Here is an 18,443-nt window from a genome sequence, read left to right on the forward strand (position 1 = left end):
AATGGAGCGTATGTTTTATGAAGTTTGATGTCATTGTACTTGGCAGTGGAATTGTTGGCGTATCGATTGCAACACATTTGCAAATGCGTGGACGTTCCGTAGCATTGATCGATTTAAAGTTGCCAGGAAGTGAGACATCATTTGGGAACGCTGGGTTAATTCAACGTGAGGGCGTATATCCTTATGCCTTTCCAAGAGATATTGTTTCTTTAATTAAGTATTCTTTGAACTCATCGCCTGATGTCAGATATCATCCAAAATCGATATTCAAACTTGCACCTTTCTTATGGAAATACTGGAGTAACTCTCATTCTTTTCGCCATGCAAAGATCGCTCGTTCCTATGAAACTCTAATTCAACATAGCGTGAGTGAACATCACTTTCTTGCTGATGCTGCAGAAGCTCGACATTTATTGCGCTCAGGGGGCTGGATTAAAGTATTTAGAACTGCAAAAAAACAAGATGTAGAAGTAAAATTTGCTGAGCGGTGCAAAACTGAATACGGCATCCAATTTGAGTTTCTTGATTCATCCTCATTACATCAAATTGAACCTGATCTCGATCAATCGTTGTTAAGCGCTCTTCGATATATAGGCTCTGAAGCAGTAAGCGACCCAGGTGCGTTGGTAGCAGCATACGCAAAATATTTTGAACATCTTGGTGGTCAGTTCATTTTCGGTGATGCATTCACTTTATCCAATCAATGGACTGTTCAAACAGAGCAGGGCAAAATCAAGGCTGATTCTGCAGTGATTGCCTTAGGACCATGGTCAGACATTTTATGTGCTCGTCTTGGATATCACTTTCCACTCGCAGTGAAACGAGGATATCATATGCATTATGCGGTAAGCCAAAATGCACATCTTGCTCATCCTGTATTTGATATTGAGAACGGTTATTTAATAGCTCCTATGTCACGTGGAATTCGTCTGACTACCGGAGCTGAATTTGCAACGCGCGACTCGAAAAAAACACCGGTGCAGCTTGATTTGGTAGAACCTATTGCTCGTACGCTTTTTCCAATTACTACACGACTTGATGAGTCTCCTTGGATGGGGTGTAGGCCATGTACTCCTGATATGCTTCCTATTATTGGTCCCGCTCCCCGTCATAATGGGCTTTGGTTCGCATTTGGTCATGCACATCATGGTTTGACACTGGGACCAATTACGGGTCGTTTGCTTGCTGAAATGATGACGAAAGGGGATTTAATCGTTGATCCATTACCGTTTAGTGCTAACCGATTTACTAAGATTTAATGCAAATTTATCAAGCAGGAGAGATTAATGAGTAATCCAGTTAAAATCAGTATTGATTTTAAAGAAAATGATGTCATTTCAAAAATTATTTATGAGAATTTAAAAAAATTTAATGAATCAATTATTGGTAATTATGAAGCAAAGCCGTTTATTATCCATGCACAAAATGATTCATTAGAGGTTCTTGGCGGCATAAAAGGGGATATATTTGGTACGTTATGTAGAGTATTTACCGTCTGGATCCATGAGCAATATCGACGCAAAGGATTAGGCCGTGAACTATTTGAACAATTAGATGTTTTCGCAAAAGAAAATAACTGCACTATGATTCAGCTTGATACGGCAGAATTCCAAGCGAAAGGGTTCTATGAAAAACTTGGTTATCAAGTTATCGCCACTTTACCGAATAATTTTATGGGGTATACAAGTTACATATTAAGAAAGAGTTTGATTTAAGCATGGAAACACCATATAAAGCTGGTGCTAACTGATGGCTTAAACTTGGACAAAAGATCTGCTTTAATAGAGAGTTCGAAAAGATCGGGTTACATAGAAAACTTAGAATTCTCTTCTTCTTGCAATAATCGAGCGAGCTCTTCATCGGATTGAATTTGCTCTACATCAAAAACCTTAGGATCTTGAACCTTATCAAACTCTTTCTTTTGTAGTTGTATGGCTAGTTTTTCATCATAAGCTTCTTGAGCTTCTGGCGTTGCAAATTCCACTTCTTCTTCAAAAGCGTATTCTTTTGTTTGTTCTACTTGTTCAACATTGCTGGCAAAGAATCCCAGATTGCTTCTATAATCTTCGTAAAGTTTTTTAAAACCTGCCATTGTTTCTGCGTAATTTAACGCGTGTTCAGAGACTAGGTTATTGAGTGTGTTAAATCCGTTTTTTACTACCTCGCATATACCATCTAAGCCTGTTTCAGAGGTTTCTTTGTCTGCACCCATTAAGTTCGCTGCAGTATAAAGATCAGGGTTAGTTTGATGCAATTGCTCATGATCTATGATAATTTGTTCCATACCTACGTCAGGTGTGTGTGATTGAAAATGATGATTTTCAAGGTGGTAGTGAATTTTCGCAATTTCGTGATCAGAAACTAAAGTCTCCGGTGCTTTATCGGGTTCCGTTGCTTCAATACTTATACCAAGGGGTCCATAGGCATAATCACTGACTTGTTTCACCGTGAGCATTTTGTAGCGGCCATCGTCTTGAATTGAGGTCAAATCTTCGGCTGCGCCATTTTTTTTCATATAATCACGCAATACTGGCCCCATTATAATTTGTTGCGCAGTATTATTTTTTAAAGAGTCTAAATATTTTACCAATGAAGAATAGGAAGCACTTATCTTATAACGCAGTGCAAATAAGTTTAATAACTCTTGATATTGAGTCTTAACCTGGATAGGTATTTCATCTGTATCAGGATTACGTGCTAATTTTTTAAAAATGCCATTAATGATGTGAAGTCCACCATTAACACCACAATTATTTAAAAATCCGCTTGTTTTTGGAACTGTCATTTTAGAAAGTCCTATAAATCATCATTGGTTTTATTATACACAATATAGCTTAATTGAACCTTAAGAAAAGAATAAAAAGCTCCTAACTCTACTGAATAAGCGCTTTAAAAATAAATTATTGTCACAAAACAAAGACTTCATTTTACTAAAGCTTGGTTAGATGAAGAATATGGATCATTTTCCATATGGTCCTCTGGACACGAGGACGTTTTATCTGCACTGAGTTTCGTATTTAATTTTAGTAGCTCATGCTCCAGTGATCTGGCCCACTTATAAATTCCATTAGTCGTTTCAATGGGATGATACTTAAAAAAACTTTTAGGTAGTACTTTTTTTAAATGGTCAATACCAGCCATTAGACAGCGTTTGACACTTTTCGCGCAGTTATTTTTGATTAGGGCATAATTTTCATTGCCTTCTTTTTCCATGGCTCTAATCACTGCTAATTCATCAACATAATAGGGTAAACCACTGTCACTAGTAGGTAGGCTAACCGAGTGGTCAGGATGTCGTCCATCAGTTAGGTTTGTATTTTTTAAGAAAGTTTCTTGACGCGAAAGAAAGTCTGATCGCTCATTAAGCTCCGATTTTAATGCCTCAATCTGCGTTTCATCTACATTGTGTAATCTTTCATTGAGTGCACTAAGCTGGGATTGCAACAGGCTTATTTCTTTATTAACTCGTTCCATTTCTTCTTGGTCTTTTAGTATTTGTTCTTGATATTTAAGTTGTGTTTGTATTATTTTTTCTTCAAGAACAGTTAGCTCTTGACGCATTCCTAGCTCCTCTTTTTGCAAATCAGCGAGCAGTTGCATTACTTGTTTCATTTCATCGCGTGTTTTTGGGTCGGGCTCAAAAATTTTTCCTAAATAATTTAATTTTTTACTAAGAAAGATAGTTTTGTGAGTATTTTCGATCAACCGGTCAGTTAATCTACCCTTTTTTTCTTGTAATGCATCCAATTCTATTTGAGAAATTTCAATCAGTCGATCTCGAAAAACAATTAAAGCCTGTTGTTTTGACATTAATGCTTTGAGATTTCTCTCAATATTTTTTTTATTATCTAAATCGTTATCTAAGTTCCAAACTTTAACCACCTTATCGACATATTTACTTTTATCCTTATGTATTTTTTCTAGATTTTCTTGATAGGTCGGATGTTTAATAGGTATGGATGAGCCATTACCAATTATTTCTCTCAGCATATCAGAATCATGATCAGATATTTCTGGTTTAACTCCTTTACTTTTCGGAGCAAGATGTAAAAAATGGAAAAAATCGTGCGCTACCTCTCTTCCAGAAGGGGGGTGTTTAGGCCAAAAGCTGTGGGTAACTTGAACGCTTTTTAAGGTTTTACGCTTGTAATATTTGCCTTCAACCAGTTCAGGTACATGAGCAATACTTTTTTTTATGAGAAAAGGGCTTGATTTGTCATCCAATTTTGCATAGCCGCGCGAGCGTTCATTAAGTTCCATTAAAAAACTAGCATGACCAATATTTTCACCTTCGTCGGATGAAGCGAATATTGGTCCAAAAAAACGATTTTTAATCCGTTTGCCTAAAATTTGCGTCGTTGAGAGCCAAACATTTACTTGAATCATAAAAGCCTTATTTCTTTTATATTGAAAAAAGTGACAAAAATCATACAGTTACAGCATATAATAAAGCATCTTATATAAAACTATTTGTTTTTCAAGTACTCAGTTCTATATTTCTTGAAAAAAAGGTTGGGCTTTTTATTTTGCCAAATTGAGCTTTATTTATAGATAATGAGAGTTTGAAAAACATATTTCTTGAGGGATTAGACAAGATTGTATTTGATCTATTTTTAGTATCTATAGCGAACCATCTTAATTAATGTAATTGTTCAATTATTATTTGATTTTTGCCACCTTTTTTAGCTTGATACAGTGCTTTATCAGCAAGACTTATTACGGTTTCAATATTGGATGAAGATTCAAAATGAATATTCACAAGCCCCATACTTAATGTAACTTGCTCTAAAATTGTCTGTTCATTCATATTGAAATCACCATGAAGTAGATTTTCCCTAAATTGATTGCTAATAGTTCGACAAATAGAGAGTGCTTCTCCAAGAGGTTGATTGGCAAGAATTGCAGCAAATTCATCTCCACCCAGTCGAAAAATCGTATCATTTGCTCTTTGACAAACACCGTTGAGTAATTCCCCAATACCAATTAAAAATTTATCACCGTAAAGATGACCAAAGTTATCATTAATTAATTTGAAATTATCAACGTCCATAAATATAAGATTTAAAGGGTATCTATTACGTTTAGCTCGCTCAAGCTCCTGTGGAAATAGCACCTCAAAATGTCTTCTGTTATATAAACCAGTTAACGGATCGGTTATTGATATAAGTTGTAATTCAAAAATCAATGATTCTCTATCTTGAGATAATTGAAAAGTCCTATCCAATAAGTTTTTATTTATTCTTGCAGAAACAATAAGCATTACAATAAACAGCGAAAACATGGTTGCTAAAATGGTTCTATCTATATCAAGAACTGAATAATTATAAATTATAACGGGCAAAAACATAGGGAATATATATGCATAATAGGCTGGTAAATAAGCAGAGAGCGAAGCAATTGAACCTGCGCTCATTCCGCCCAATACCAATATAATGATGAATTCATAGAGTTCTGTTACATAAGGTAAGGAAATTAAGTAACAAGAGCCCCATGCAATCCCTATAACTAAAGTAAGTAAAAAAAATGTAATTAATATATATTGTTTTTTTACTTCATATAATTTGTTTTTAATAATATGCCTGCAAAAAAGCCATCTAATTAAACTAATCAATAGAATTCCGCAATACCATATACTTACTAAATAGAAGGGGACATGAGGATATATAATAAGAGCAAGCAGGGAGGCCAAAATAATATTAAAGGGGATCGCTTTTTTAGATCCTTCAATAAGTAATACTATGGCTTCCTTGCCTAATTTGAAGATCATTTTCTTTCCCTACATAATTTCTGTACCTATTCTATATATTATAGCTGGTGATGCTCGTGTATCATCCAAAGGTGATAAGACTATATAGAAAAAATAGGAATAGCAATTATGTCGAAATACTCTCCTGTATGGCCTCATGGCGAACTAATTAAAGTATTTGAAGGTATCTATGTTGTACGGGGTTCAAACATAACCTATTTTGAAGACAAGAAGATTCAACACAGTAGGAATATGACAGTCATTGCATCGAATGGTGATTTAACCTTAATTAATACCGTACGTCTGAATGATAATGGATTACAAGCTCTTGATAAATTAGGTGCTGTCAAGCATGTTTTTAGCATTGGGGCATTTCATGGAAGGGATGATCAATTTTATTTAGATAGATATGAAGCCAATTTGTGGAGTGTTCACCCTGAAAAAAAATCCCATACCTTACGATTTTTGAAGGACAAAGATGAGTTACCAATAAAAAATGGTCACTTTTTTATGTTCAAAAATTCATCTCCTGCTGAAGGGTTCATATATATTGAGGATAAGGATGGAATTATTATCGCGTGCGACAGTATAAAAAACTGGGTGGAAATTGACGAATTTTTTAGCGAAGATACAGCAAAGATGGCTCTAGCTCATGGGGAGATTGCAAAAGCAAGAATTTCACCTATTTGGCTTAATGCCACTGGGATTCATAAAGCTGATTTTGACTCTTTGTTACAATTGAGATTCAAGCACCTTATTAGTGCTCATGGAGATGTACTAAGGGATACGGCCTATTATGATGTCAAAAACTCAGTGGAGCAAATCAGGTAAAATGGGTAGTGTAACAGTATTCTTAGTAGCAACCATAGTATATAATCTGTGCATTATTTTTTTTATAGATTTAATATGTATCTCTCGTCTAAAATCATGAATGTGTTTATAGGGATGTTTTTGTTCTCATCTGTCATGGCACTAGGTACCACTACAACCGATATTGCCACAAACTATGAAACTTCTTCAATAGTATTTCAAGTGATTCAAAATCAAATAGCTTTTGATGCCTCAACAGTCGAATCTGCAACAATAGTTGCTCCTGAAGGTGCTAATGACACCTACGGGGTGAATATTAAACTGAAAGCTAGTGCAGCGAGTAAACTGAGTCAAATGACTGGGGACAATATAGGTAAACGGGGAAATTTTGTCTTAAATGGTATCGTCATATCATCTTCAACAATTCAAAGCAGTATTGGAGGTGAGTTCCTTGTTAGTGGATTAACTATGGAACAGGCGAACCAGTTTATTGAAAGCCTTTCAACACCAGAAAAATAATATAATTAATCATTCTTCTAACGATTGTATAGAACCCTATTGCTAACAGTTACACATCTTCTTTCGCAATCGCAATTTGGAAGCCTAATCTCTTTTTTTGATATCGAACAATAAAAGGAGCTGTTAAATTTTGGATAATACTGATTAATACAGCAGGAATGGCGGCTTCTTTGCTAAAAAACGTAGTGCAAATGACCATAGCGACAATCGCATCAAACATCCCATAATCAAAGATCGCCGCTAATGTACTCTTACTATCTTGCTTCATTACATAACTAATTGAGTATCCTGTAAAATAGCCTAAAAGGTTAAGCGCGAGGACTGCAGCTATGACTGCTCCTGGAAAAGTTAAAATCATTTGTTGATTGAGGGCAAACAAACTCGCAATGATCATAGCAACCATGAAAATAGAAAATGTAGGTAAAATCGATTTTATTTTTTCAATTATCATTACTTTGATGGAACTGAATATAAAACCTCCTAAAATAGGCAGTAGAATGATAGAACCAATATGCATTACCATTGACCAAAAATGAATCGTAACGCTTTTATGTAATAACCAATAAATCAATGCAGGAGTAATAATTGGAGAGAGTAGCGTAGAGCCAAACGTTAATAACACAGTAAGTGCCACATTCGATTTAGACAAGTATGCCATCACATTAGCAGCCACTCCTCCTGGTGCTGCACCTAAAACTAACAATCCTATGGTTTCCGCTTGAGTTAAGTTTAATCCATAAGCGATAGCAAGCGCCCAAAAAGGCATCATCATGAAACGAAAGATAATAAGCCCAATAATATCCCTGGGTTTGACTAACACATCTTTGAAAGAGGCTGCAGGTGTATTCATACCGATGCCAAACATAATAACACCAAGCCCAATAGGAATTAGCCCTTTAAAACCTATAAAAAGAGTAGGGAAGAGTAGTGCAACACTTACAAATAATAAAATGATCCAAATAAAATAACGTTCAATTTTATCTTGCATAGCCTATAACCATTTTAAAGCACTGGGTGTTTGCTGCTTAATATTTTCAGTATGTTCATGGAGATTAAAAATTTCAGAATCTAGCAGCTAGGTGGTTTATTAAGAAAATCCCAGTCATTCTCTGGACTCGTTCTCTTTTCTTTCATTGTTTTTATCTCCTGTTTTATTTGACTTTGCTGCACAGTGCCTACAATTTCATTGATTTTTTTCTCCCCGGATAATTCCTGCTGAATATACTTTTTTGCAAGAATACCTCCAAAATGAAACTGGATAAAGCTTTCTATATTAACTGATTGTGGTGGTTTCCCAATTTTCAGATTCGGCTTATCAACTGTTCCAACATCCTCTTCAAATACCTTTTCAAAACTTCGATACATAAAAACTATATCTTGACTGTTATCGTTTTTGTATTTGAAACAAAACTGTTGTTCTTTGCTCATCTTATGGCCATTTGGATGTACTTTAAAGTTACAGAAATTTGCTTCTTTTTTCTCATTCATAACAATACCTAATAAATTGCTCATACATTAATTGTAGGTCGGATTTAATGGGGTTTCGAGAAGCTAATTACAGATTAAGTAGGTCTTGCTTTAGCATTATGAATTATAAGATTATTTTATAACTCCAAAAATTCGTACATCCTCATATGCTTAGACATTCAATAGGGTATAAGCTTGCAAATGACGGTGATTCAGCATTCCTTGGGGATAAAATTATTCAGAATACAGTGCACTATACTGAAATGTTTGCAACTCGATTCAGAGGCTTCTGGAATGATTAAAAATCGGTCGGAAGTTTCTGGTTAGCGTTTAGAACCCCGGTGTAGCAAAAGCTATTTCAATAACGTCGTTTGGCTCAAACATCGATTTAAAATGTTTCAAACTTTCAAGTCTGGACTGATCGCTTTGAGCACTCGTAAGTAAGTCTTGTCCATACACTGCTATATCTTCGACAATTCGTTCATGTCTGTAATAAGACAAAATTGTTTTATCTACATTTGTTTTACCATAACCTTCATAAAAATAATGAATTTCATGGGGTTTATTCCATACATTACCAACGCCACCACCAATAAACATCAAATCACGTTCTTTAGGCGCTAACATGGGTTCATCCCAGTCAATAATGTAAATAGACTCCTCATCAACGACCAATACATTGCCCGCATGTATATCAGAATGACACAGTACATATTTATCTAAATCAAGTTGAATTTTTTTAGATAGCTCTTCTGCAGAATCAACTAATTGATGAATTGAGGCTATATTTTGATTAAAAAATGATTTGAAGTCAGCAGTAATTTTATCATCTGAAGAATCAGATTTAATTTTACTATAAAAGGACCTGACTATTTCACGCCATTTACCTGAATAGGTTTCTTTTCTTAATTGTTGTTGAATCGAAGCGGGAACAGATGTTTCATGAATTTGTCGCAATACTTTTCCAAGCTCTTTCCACTGTTTTTCTGTTAAATTTTGAGTGAAACCATTTGCTGCGTGAATAAATGGGTACACAATTAGTTTAAAATGATCCAGTTGCTGGAATAATTTTGTTTCGAGTGTATGGATGGGAAAAATAATTTCTTTTATACCTGAATCATGCAAGAGGCGGATAATTGATAAATTGATTTCATCATGAAAACCATATTTTATCTTTACGAAATAAGAATTAGATTCTGAGTCTGCTTTATATCCAAACGCATTCATATCAGCGCCACCTAAGACGAGTTGTGTGGTATGAATATCCAGTCCATAATGAACGTTTAAAAGCTCAATAAGTTGTTTCTCTTGAATGGTTTTTTTAGACATAAAAGTTAATTGTTTGGAAATGGCATAATAATAAAGCAAATAAGTGGTAGCTATCAAATCTGTACTGAAAATATGTATATTTACAAAAAAATATTAATTAACAATAATGGCTTCTTTTTAGTCTTTAAAATATGGATTTTCAATGTTTGAAAAAAATAAAAGTGATTTACATTGTCATTTGAATGGAAGCTTTAGTTTGGAATTTCTCGAAAAGACCTCTGAAGATAATGATTGCAGGGCAGTTTATTATGAATACAAAGAATTAAGAGCACGATATTTAGAGGCAACTCAAGAACAGCCTATGGAAGGATACTCCAAAAAGTTGATTGATATGATTTGGGGGCTATTCGGACTAATTCATAAAATGGTGCAAACGTTAGATGATATCACTCAAGGTACAATTGACGTAGCAAAAAACTCTGAAGCCAAATATCTTGAAATACGCACTACACCCAAAGAAATGAAAGGTAAATCAAGGAACGACTATATTGATGCTTTTGAGGCGGGATTACGTGCCGTGTCTGTAAAGGATACTAAAAAAATTGCTCGTGGCTTATTAAGCCTTGACCGAACACAACACACGGTTGATGATGCTGAAACTTTTATACAACGTGTGTTAAACAGCCCTAACAAAGTTTTAGTGGGTATTGATATTAGTGGCAATCCTCTTGGCAAGAGAACGCTTACTGGTAATGATTTAGGTAAAGCAGTACGCATGGCCTTGGAACATAATGTCAGTATAGCGATTCATATGGGCGAAAGTGATACCGAAATAGAAAAACAAGATACAGATGCGGTTTTAGATGCATTAGAAAAATGGCAGAAGGAACATCCTGACAGTGGAAAAGCATTATTTTTGGGAAAAATAAGATTAGGGCATTGTATTTATTTAACTGAACAGCAGAAAGAGAGAATCCGTGCCCTGGCATTACCTATAGAGGTATGCCCAACTTGTCATAAAAAACTTAATTGGCATCTGGAGGAAAAAGAACATCCGGTCGCTTCAGTTTACTCTGATGTTTCTGAAAATTTAGTTATAGGAACAGATGATGATGCTATTTTTGGTGGCCGCATGCATAATGAATTTAAACAATTTATGCGTTTTTTCACGAATAAAAAGAACTTATCAAATAAAGAAATCAAAGAACATCAAGCAGCGTTTCGATTTGGTAGTTAATTGGTGTAAGGCTCGTTGATTAGCACCTATTCCGTTGAGCTATACTTTAAAGAATGCGCATCAATGGTTGATGTGGTATCTAAAAGGAGTTAGCTCATGAAAAGTATCTTACAATTTATACTGTCGTTTTGCGCTTTTACCTTCATCCTATTAGTGCCTGTAAGCACCTATGCAGACAAGTGTGATGTAGATTGCAAAGGTGATTCCAACTCCATTGAATGTCCGGGGGCTTGTGGATGTTATTGCTCAGAAGGAAATACAGGTAAAGCAATCTGTCAATGCTCGGAGGAAAATGTTAAGTCTTGCGATATTCAGTGTAAAAACGGCTCAAAATCCATAACGTGCCAGGGCGGCGGTTGTGGCTGTTATTGCGAAGGCGATACCCCCATTTGCGAATGCACTAAAGGTGGTCATAAGAAGTGAGTTAAGTAACTGCCCTAAAACATGCCTGCCAAAGCAACCTTGGCGGGTCTGTTTTTTACATTCATCTCGTTCAACTGCGAGCTTGGGGGGCAATGGAACAGCCAACCGACCGTACCTAGTTTGCTAGTGCCTTTTATCATTCAGTCGACTCCTAAAAATCATTGATGCTATGCTAACAACGACTCTGTCTTTAATCACGCACGTTACCGAAAACTCAGAATTATTCTTTGCTAAATACTGAATTAAGTCTACGATATAAGAGCGATTTATAGTGCTTGAAGTAATCTAAGGGAACATAGATATGCGCTGGGCTAATAATTCAACAAAAAAGCTTTGGATATTGTTCTTTATCATTGCAGGAGTGATGATTTTAACTTTGGTGATACGAGAAATAAATAAACCAACTCCTTCTGTACGAGTGACGACTGAGACCAAAATAAAATTACCCGCTCCAGTGTACAACAGTACCATCTCAATTGAAAAAACACTAAAACAGCGTCGATCGATAAGACGATACAAAGATGATGCCTTGACTTTGCAGCAAGTATCGCAATTACTTTGGGCTGCACAAGGTATTACTTCGCCAAATGGATTTCGTACAGCACCTTCTGCAGGTGGATTGTACCCCTTAGAGATCTACCTAGTTAGCGGCAATGTTCTTGATTTACCGGCGGGTGTATATCATTATTTGCCAGCAGAAAATACGCTGGAACTTTTGATTGAAGGTGATAAGCGAGCTGCATTAAGAGCTGCAGCTCTCCATCAAAGATCGATAACATTTGCACCAGCTAATATAGTAATGACGGCTGTGTACGCCAGAACCACAAAAAAATATGGCCCTAATGGCAAAAAATATGTACATATGGAAGTTGGGCATGCTGCACAAAATGTCTGCTTACAAGCAGTCTCTCTAGGGCTTGGAGCAGTAACGGTAGGGGCCATTGATGAGCCAGCTTTTAAAGCAATACTTACTCTTCCAGAAGAAGAAACTCCTTTGTATATAATACCAGTAGGTAAAATATGAGTTATAGAGTGAATAATTTGCATGATACACAATTAATATTGAAATGTAGTGAATGTAGCCCGTATTCGCGAAGCGTAATACGGGGGCATTTGTGCTGCATGCGACTATGAACGTACTTGAATTGTTTACCCAAAACAACAATTTAGGGTCGTATCTGCGGCATCTGCGGCGCCAATCACACATGCTCCAAATACTTCTTTCATTAACAAGTAGCCAAGAAAGCAAGGCACAGCCACTGCTGCAGCGACAGTTAAGCAGGCCAAAGCAACTGCTATCGAAGTGATTAATAGAGCAGGAGGGCCAAGAACAAGTCCACATGCAGTACCCGCTACTGCGCCTAAAACACCCCCATAATAAGTTCCTAAACCTAATCCTACCGCACCACCTGCCGCCGAACCAAATAACCCGAATTTAATTGCTAAATGAGACATACAAAATCCTATTTTAAATAATGTAACTTTATGATTCTTATTTAGTATCACATCAAATATGAATAGCGCATGGTAATATCTGTTTGATTCAAAATCAAATGGTGAATTACGGCGCGAATCATATCTTAAAAGTATCTAGCCTTCAGTTTCTTAACCAAGTTACTTTAGGTGGTGAGAAGAAATATTAAAAGAAAATTGAACGAGTGATCAGGGATTGAATTTTTAGGTTAAACTGTTGGTTTTTCAACTATAAGGATGTAGCTTCAATCTTGCGTACTTATTCCAAGAACGACTTAACTAAGATAATTTCTAAATTAAACAATAATAACTTCGATTGGGAAATTAAAACGATACCTACAACATTAATCCCAATCAATATTACTTATTTAATTGGCCAGCCTCAAACGCACCAGCCTTCGAATTCGTCCTCATCTGAACGAAAAAGAATAAGAAAAGAATATACACAGGTTAAACCAGTCAATAGAACCAGTGCTTCTGTTTGTATCGCGCTAGGAATCCTAAGTGGTTTCTTTGCTTTTCTAATGAGCCGCGAGCCTAGAATCACCATAGCCATCAGTTTATTAACTGCTATTCTTTGTTGGACAACTCCAAATAGCGTTAACACAAAAATACAACAGTATGGCCGTTTTTTTCGATCATTTTCAACTGAAAATAAAGTAATTAACATTTTGGAAAACGCACTGCAAACGAAACAACAGGATTGCAAGCACGAGCTTTAGAAACTTAATAGACGATCAAACATCCGATTTCATTAAGTCTGATTATCAAAATAATCAGACTTAATGAATAAATGAAATATCCAAAAGCAAAGTCCCTCCTCTAATTTGGAGTTAAATCACTTTGTGCGTTTTGTACGTTCACTTTATCTTTTTTCCCTGCTTCCTCAACAGATTTAAAAAAGGAGAAAGAAGTTCTCTCTTGCCATACTACAATAGCTCTACATTGATTTGTCGTTGTGAGTTGATATTCTGTTTGAGAATCTTCTATACTAAGTCCAGTAATGTTTACTTCATTTACAATATCCGGGTCATCTTCAGGAAAAGTGACAATTCCTGGTTGGTATTCTTGCTCTAATCCGCTTGGCATCCTCTCTGTATCAATTTCTTCGATGATTGGTATAGTATGTGCACTTAATTCTTTAAACGAAGGTAATCGCTCTGCTTTGGCTTTTCTAGTCTCAGCAGAACAGCTGGAGCTTCTTTCTTGGGCTAATGCATCGCTAACTTTTAGCGAATGTTTATGTTCATGGGCATAACCAGCCTTAACAAATTTTGTGCTGCCATCATTTAAATAAATGGCAAAGGATGCAAGTTTTTTTACTTCTTGATCACCTTGAGCATTTAATACAAGACGAGGTAAATTAACAATCGCAGAATAATAATTAACCGCTACATTTTTATACTTTTCGCCCAACTCCTGTGCAAAGTAAGCGGCCAATTGGTCATTATTATTATCTTCATCACACATGAATAAATTAATTGCCTTTAGATTTTGAGCTAATTCGGGTGTAAGACCACATTGTTTCATTCGCCATGCCACTGCATCAATTGATAGTTGATATGGTTCTTGTGTTAAATGTTTATAATAGTATTGATTAACATTTATAACGTGCTCAGGATCTCCAGTTCCATCAGCAAGGACGTAAATTACACTGTCACTAGTTAAATTTTCCTGAGTGAAGCAAAATTGAGCTAAATCATAATCCTCAAAATCTTGTTCATTTTCATCAGGGTGACGATACATCACTATGCTTGGAACTTTGGCACTCTTTCCCGAAGAGCTTAAATTATTCCTCCAGTCTAATGCCCTAATATATAAAGAGAAATTATTTTCACTTACTGTGAACGGAATAAATAGGATAATTTTAGGGGCAGATAATTTCGGTTCAGTTTTTTTAAACATAGTTAATGTGGATGAGACTAATAAATGTTAAATTATATAATTTCTTGATTAAGATATTATTAAGAAAAAAACACTATGACAGTTATTTGATCTAATTTGTTATTTATTTTACTGTTCTAGATAAGTGGCAAAAGATAAAAATACTTTAAAAAGGAGAGATTAAATCACCATGTCTTGGAAACAAACAATTGCACTGAGTCAACTGCAACAAAAAGGACGTCACTGTGAAACCATAGATGACCATAAAATTTTATTGATCTGGCATAATGATACCGTACATGCTATTGCCTCCCAATGCCCGCATTTTAAATTACCTTTAACTAAAGGAACAATTACTGATAAAAATACCATCATTTGTCCTTTTCATAAAAGTGCCTTTGATCTTACAACAGGCACGCCTGAATGTTGGTCACCCTGGCCACCCGCTGTTGGAACTGTGCTTGGTAAGCTCAGTAAACCTAAAAATCTGAAGATATATCCTGTCCGCATTGACAATGAGATGATTCTTGTTGAGGTCAAATAAAACCCATATTAGAGTGTACTAACATGGGTTTTCACCCTACTGCATGCACTAGTTAAAACTGTAATAGTTAACGTGGGGTAAGCCAGCGTGTAGCATGGGTGCAGCGCAGCGGAACCCGGGGCATGGAAAATAATTACCCTTCGAAACCCGGGTTACGGCTTCGCCTACACCCAGGCTACACGAGTAATCGGCCACCAAGACTTCCGCGTGACCTATTACTTAAAACTCATCTTGAGTGTTTCTGGTGCAGATGTCGATGCTTTCTCCTCTTCTTTAGCAAAAATAGACGAACCTATTTATCCACATCAGGATTCATGTGTACAAATTGCATGGCCACATGAGCTATTGATATATCATATTTCGAACATATGGACTCAATTTCCTTTACTTTTTCAAGTTGCTCCTTATTCGCTTCTTCATATCGGAAATAGTTATTCCCTATTAAGCCTTAAGAGTGTTTTTACTGCAGTCTCACCCATCTTTTCTCTAGGACAAAAGTCCATAGCCACAGCAAACCCTATTTCCTTCATTGATTCATCCCATAATGGTTCTTTGTTCAGAATTGGTTTTATTTTTTCAATTAAAGAGTCCACAAATACATCATCCATAGAAAGAAACTGCTGCTTTTGTGGATTATTAATCAGCATTTCTTTTATAGTGGTATAAAGTGCATATCTCAGTATATATAAGGCATATTCTTGCGATTCACTTTCCTTATCCAGGTGGATCTGCTGTTCTTGAGCGTAAAAGTGAGTGAAATGATAGTCTTCAGGGCAAAATTCATTTTCAATAAAGTCTTTTTGCTCGGAATTATGTACTTCACATCGGAAAAGAAAATACTGCTCATGTTGCGAATAAAGAGTCGTAACTTTAAAACATCCCTGAAAAATATTGGGTTGATTCCAAATAGCTACCAATATCAATGTTTCAATATTTATATCAAAATGATTCATTTTCATTAATCAATTTCATTTTTATTTCCTAGTGTACAAACAGACAACACATAAGGACAAGAGATGATTGCATTTAATGAATTAACATGAAGTCATAATTGTACTGTCTCTTAGCTTTTATTCATGGGTACAACCTGCTGTACTTTACCGCTGAATCTCGCACCTAAGGTCAAAAGAGCAGGAAATTGTTTGAGCACAGGCAACACTAAAGATCTAGGCCAAGAGTTCATCATAGCTAATTGTGCAAAAAATGCAGAAGCATGAATACGTGTACTAAAATATTTACGCCATTGCTTCGAATAATAAATACCTACATCATCCAAATTATGAATGTTCTTAGTGTTCAAGTTAAATTGCGTTAAACTGTGTGCCAGTAACCACGCTGATTGCATGGCCATACTGATTCCTTCAGCAACAATGGGATGGGCTTCCCCTGCAATATTACCTACAAAAAAAATGCCGTCTTTATAACAAGAACGAATTCCCGGTCTAATTGGTCCTACTGCCAACCACTCTCCTTCGCGTTCTGCACTACCAAGTGCCTCCCTAACGCCGCGACATTGGCTCAATAGATATTTATAAACTGTTTCCCCTGCCTGTGTACCTGGATTTTTTGACCGTAAGTCATGCAAAATATCTCGACGAATACAACATGAAAGCGTTACTTTTTGCATGCTACTATGAACAATTCCTCCATAGCCTCCACGAAAAGCGAGTAAAGGCATCAAATTGGTAGGTAAATCGACATTTTTAAAATGTGCTTTAAATGCCAAAAGATCAGTAGATTGATGTATTTTAGTTTCTGATTGCTCAATTCTTTTTTCCCATGAGCCATTAGCAATAACAACGAGTGGTGCAATTATCTCTGTTATTTTATTATTTTCTTTTACAGAGCAGAGAAATACTCCATCTTCTTGACGACGATGCAGTTTTATTGCTTCACAAGGCTGCCAAACACGTACCCCTTCCAATTTGGCTTTATTGATGAGCTCTGTATCCAGGTACTCTCGCGCCAACGCCCTACCCCATAGATTTTTTGAAGAGTTAGAAGGTGGCATATTCGCAGTCAATATAACATCGTCAGCATACAAACCAACCTTGTTTATTTCTGGCCCTCCATTTGTTAAATAGAACTCTTCCAATCCAAGTTTTTGCAGCAGAGATAAGCTTGTAACCGATATAAACTCACCACAGACTTTTCTACGAGGGAATTCTTTCTTTTCGATCAATCCTACTGTCCAACCCGCTTCCGCAAGAAGTAATGCAGTAGTTGTACCTGCGGGTCCACCGCCAATGATAAGCACATCCAATGTCATAGGTTTTAATCCGTATTACTATTTCAAAATAAGAATACTCCACCAAAATGGAAAGTGCCATTTGATTTGATAATTTTTAATACACGCCTGGTCCAATAAAAATTCTAATTCTTTTCGAGTAAAGCTTTTTTGAATCGAGAGCAGGCCATCATGAGTAATAAGACGATTAGTAAACAAAATAGGACTTATTATTTTGTAAAACCAATATGCAATAAAATTGCGATGTAAATCATTTATGACTACCGCTTTACGGGCCGTGTTATTGGCTTTTATTAAAAATTCAATTAACTCTTTATCATCCAGATGATGGCATACTAAATTGATTAAAATGATATCCACACCTTCTGCTATTTCAAGTTCTGGTTGTGGTTGTATTATAAATTCAACGGAAGTATTGCCATTTTTTTGTTGCCATTCATGCAATTCTTTTTCAGCGAGTTGAATAGCCTCTACAGAAACGTCCAACCCAAGCATGCGCATTTGAGGGTAATATTTACTTAAGTTTAGTAAGAATAAGCCTCCACCACATCCAACATCTGTTAATACGGAGTTCTGGGAAAACTGTTGAAGTAAATTAACCGTATTTTTAAAAATACCCATCAACCTATTGATTTTAAATAGCTTTTTTAAAGATTGCTCATATTCTTGGGGCGTATAGAAATCTGGACCTAGATCAATGATTTCCTTTTCCCTTGATCGTGCTTTAAATTTGGCCATGTCATTGTAAATAATGATAAATTTTCATTTTGCATTGTATACTTAAATATTGCAATAATTGAAAGAGAACTTCAAAAAAGGGAAA

The 18,443-nt window shown here is 35.9% G+C and carries 20 protein-coding genes; 9 read left to right on the plus strand and 11 right to left on the minus strand.

Annotated elements, in window-relative coordinates; genetic code table 11:
* The first annotated feature begins 17 nt into the window (after window positions 1–17).
* Together Lstg_RS10495 and Lstg_RS10500 are read left to right on the plus strand one after the other, a co-directional pair.
* The gene (locus Lstg_RS10495) at window positions 18–1,259 is read left to right on the plus strand and encodes an NAD(P)/FAD-dependent oxidoreductase (protein WP_058477611.1); all 1,242 of its coding nucleotides are present in this window, start codon (window positions 18–20) and stop codon (window positions 1,257–1,259) included.
* Between the two features lie 27 nt (window positions 1,260–1,286).
* Window positions 1,287–1,715, plus strand: a complete 429-nt coding sequence (locus Lstg_RS10500) for a GNAT family N-acetyltransferase (protein WP_058477612.1) — start codon at window positions 1,287–1,289, stop codon at window positions 1,713–1,715.
* 89 nt (window positions 1,716–1,804) lie between these two features.
* Here the strand turns inward: Lstg_RS10500 and Lstg_RS10505 are convergent, their stop codons facing one another.
* From Lstg_RS10505 to Lstg_RS10515, 3 genes are all read right to left on the minus strand, one after another.
* The gene (locus Lstg_RS10505) at window positions 1,805–2,785 is read right to left on the minus strand and encodes a hypothetical protein (protein WP_058477613.1); all 981 of its coding nucleotides are present in this window, start codon (window positions 2,783–2,785) and stop codon (window positions 1,805–1,807) included.
* A gap of 137 nt (window positions 2,786–2,922) precedes the next feature.
* Entirely contained in the window at window positions 2,923–4,386 is a 1,464-nt protein-coding gene (locus Lstg_RS10510) for a hypothetical protein (RefSeq protein WP_058477614.1), read from the minus strand.
* 253 nt (window positions 4,387–4,639) lie between these two features.
* Window positions 4,640–5,767 carry a GGDEF domain-containing protein gene (locus tag Lstg_RS10515; RefSeq protein WP_058477615.1) on the minus strand — a complete coding sequence of 376 codons (1,128 nt, stop codon included), beginning with the start codon at window positions 5,765–5,767 and terminating at the stop codon, window positions 4,640–4,642.
* A 108-nt stretch (window positions 5,768–5,875) separates the two neighbouring features.
* On the opposite strand from Lstg_RS10515, the gene Lstg_RS10520 reads away from it, so the two are divergent.
* Entirely contained in the window at window positions 5,876–6,577 is a 702-nt protein-coding gene (locus Lstg_RS10520; protein WP_058477616.1) for a hypothetical protein, read from the plus strand.
* Between the two features lie 75 nt (window positions 6,578–6,652).
* Entirely contained in the window at window positions 6,653–7,075 is a 423-nt protein-coding gene (locus Lstg_RS10525; RefSeq protein WP_058477617.1) for a SecDF P1 head subdomain-containing protein, read from the plus strand.
* Window positions 7,076–7,124: 49 nt separating this feature from the next.
* On the opposite strand, the gene Lstg_RS10530 is transcribed toward Lstg_RS10525, so the two are convergent.
* The 3 genes from Lstg_RS10530 to aph(9)-Ia form a co-directional block, all read right to left on the minus strand.
* Window positions 7,125–8,063, minus strand: a complete 939-nt coding sequence (locus tag Lstg_RS10530; RefSeq protein ID WP_058477618.1) for a bile acid:sodium symporter family protein — start codon at window positions 8,061–8,063, stop codon at window positions 7,125–7,127.
* 80 nt (window positions 8,064–8,143) lie between these two features.
* On the minus strand, window positions 8,144–8,563 hold the full coding sequence (locus Lstg_RS10535) for a hypothetical protein (protein ID WP_058477619.1): 420 nt from the start codon (window positions 8,561–8,563) through the stop codon (window positions 8,144–8,146).
* Between the two features lie 309 nt (window positions 8,564–8,872).
* On the minus strand, window positions 8,873–9,871 hold the full coding sequence (gene aph(9)-Ia / locus Lstg_RS10540; RefSeq protein ID WP_058477694.1) for an aminoglycoside O-phosphotransferase APH(9)-Ia: 999 nt from the start codon (window positions 9,869–9,871) through the stop codon (window positions 8,873–8,875).
* A 142-nt stretch (window positions 9,872–10,013) separates the two neighbouring features.
* Between aph(9)-Ia and Lstg_RS10545 the strand changes: the two genes are divergently transcribed.
* The 3 genes from Lstg_RS10545 to Lstg_RS10555 all read left to right on the plus strand — a co-directional run bounded on the left by Lstg_RS10545 (window position 10,014) and on the right by Lstg_RS10555 (window position 12,495).
* Window positions 10,014–11,048: an amidohydrolase family protein gene (locus Lstg_RS10545; protein WP_058477620.1), complete on the plus strand. Its 1,035-nt coding sequence runs from the start codon at window positions 10,014–10,016 to the stop codon at window positions 11,046–11,048.
* Between the two features lie 96 nt (window positions 11,049–11,144).
* Window positions 11,145–11,471, plus strand: a complete 327-nt coding sequence (locus Lstg_RS17695; RefSeq protein ID WP_133129171.1) for a hypothetical protein — start codon at window positions 11,145–11,147, stop codon at window positions 11,469–11,471.
* 301 nt (window positions 11,472–11,772) lie between these two features.
* Window positions 11,773–12,495 carry a SagB/ThcOx family dehydrogenase gene (locus tag Lstg_RS10555; protein ID WP_058477622.1) on the plus strand — a complete coding sequence of 241 codons (723 nt, stop codon included), beginning with the start codon at window positions 11,773–11,775 and terminating at the stop codon, window positions 12,493–12,495.
* 125 nt (window positions 12,496–12,620) lie between these two features.
* Here the strand turns inward: Lstg_RS10555 and Lstg_RS10560 are convergent, their stop codons facing one another.
* A complete protein-coding gene (locus tag Lstg_RS10560) occupies window positions 12,621–12,926 on the minus strand; it encodes a hypothetical protein (RefSeq protein ID WP_058477623.1) in 306 nt (101 codons plus the stop codon).
* 269 nt (window positions 12,927–13,195) lie between these two features.
* On the opposite strand from Lstg_RS10560, the gene Lstg_RS10565 reads away from it, so the two are divergent.
* Window positions 13,196–13,666: a hypothetical protein gene (locus tag Lstg_RS10565; protein ID WP_058477624.1), complete on the plus strand. Its 471-nt coding sequence runs from the start codon at window positions 13,196–13,198 to the stop codon at window positions 13,664–13,666.
* A gap of 100 nt (window positions 13,667–13,766) precedes the next feature.
* On the opposite strand, the gene Lstg_RS10570 is transcribed toward Lstg_RS10565, so the two are convergent.
* A complete protein-coding gene (locus Lstg_RS10570; protein ID WP_133129172.1) occupies window positions 13,767–14,849 on the minus strand; it encodes a hypothetical protein in 1,083 nt (360 codons plus the stop codon).
* A 169-nt stretch (window positions 14,850–15,018) separates the two neighbouring features.
* Between Lstg_RS10570 and Lstg_RS10580 the strand changes: the two genes are divergently transcribed.
* Window positions 15,019–15,372, plus strand: coding sequence for a Rieske (2Fe-2S) protein (locus Lstg_RS10580; protein ID WP_058477627.1), 354 nt, complete (start codon window positions 15,019–15,021; stop codon window positions 15,370–15,372).
* 431 nt (window positions 15,373–15,803) lie between these two features.
* On the opposite strand, the gene Lstg_RS10585 is transcribed toward Lstg_RS10580, so the two are convergent.
* The 3 genes from Lstg_RS10585 to Lstg_RS10595 form a co-directional block, all read right to left on the minus strand.
* Window positions 15,804–16,331: a hypothetical protein gene (locus Lstg_RS10585; RefSeq protein WP_058477628.1), complete on the minus strand. Its 528-nt coding sequence runs from the start codon at window positions 16,329–16,331 to the stop codon at window positions 15,804–15,806.
* 104 nt (window positions 16,332–16,435) lie between these two features.
* Window positions 16,436–17,641 (minus strand): NAD(P)/FAD-dependent oxidoreductase, encoded by a 1,206-nt coding sequence (locus tag Lstg_RS10590; RefSeq protein ID WP_058477629.1) that lies wholly within the window; start codon window positions 17,639–17,641, stop codon window positions 16,436–16,438.
* A gap of 18 nt (window positions 17,642–17,659) precedes the next feature.
* Entirely contained in the window at window positions 17,660–18,358 is a 699-nt protein-coding gene (locus tag Lstg_RS10595) for a methyltransferase domain-containing protein (RefSeq protein WP_058477630.1), read from the minus strand.
* Window positions 18,359–18,443: the final 85 nt, after the last annotated feature.

Source organism: Legionella steigerwaltii (assembly GCF_001468065.1).
Taxonomy (GTDB): Bacteria; Pseudomonadota; Gammaproteobacteria; order Legionellales; family Legionellaceae; genus Legionella; species Legionella steigerwaltii.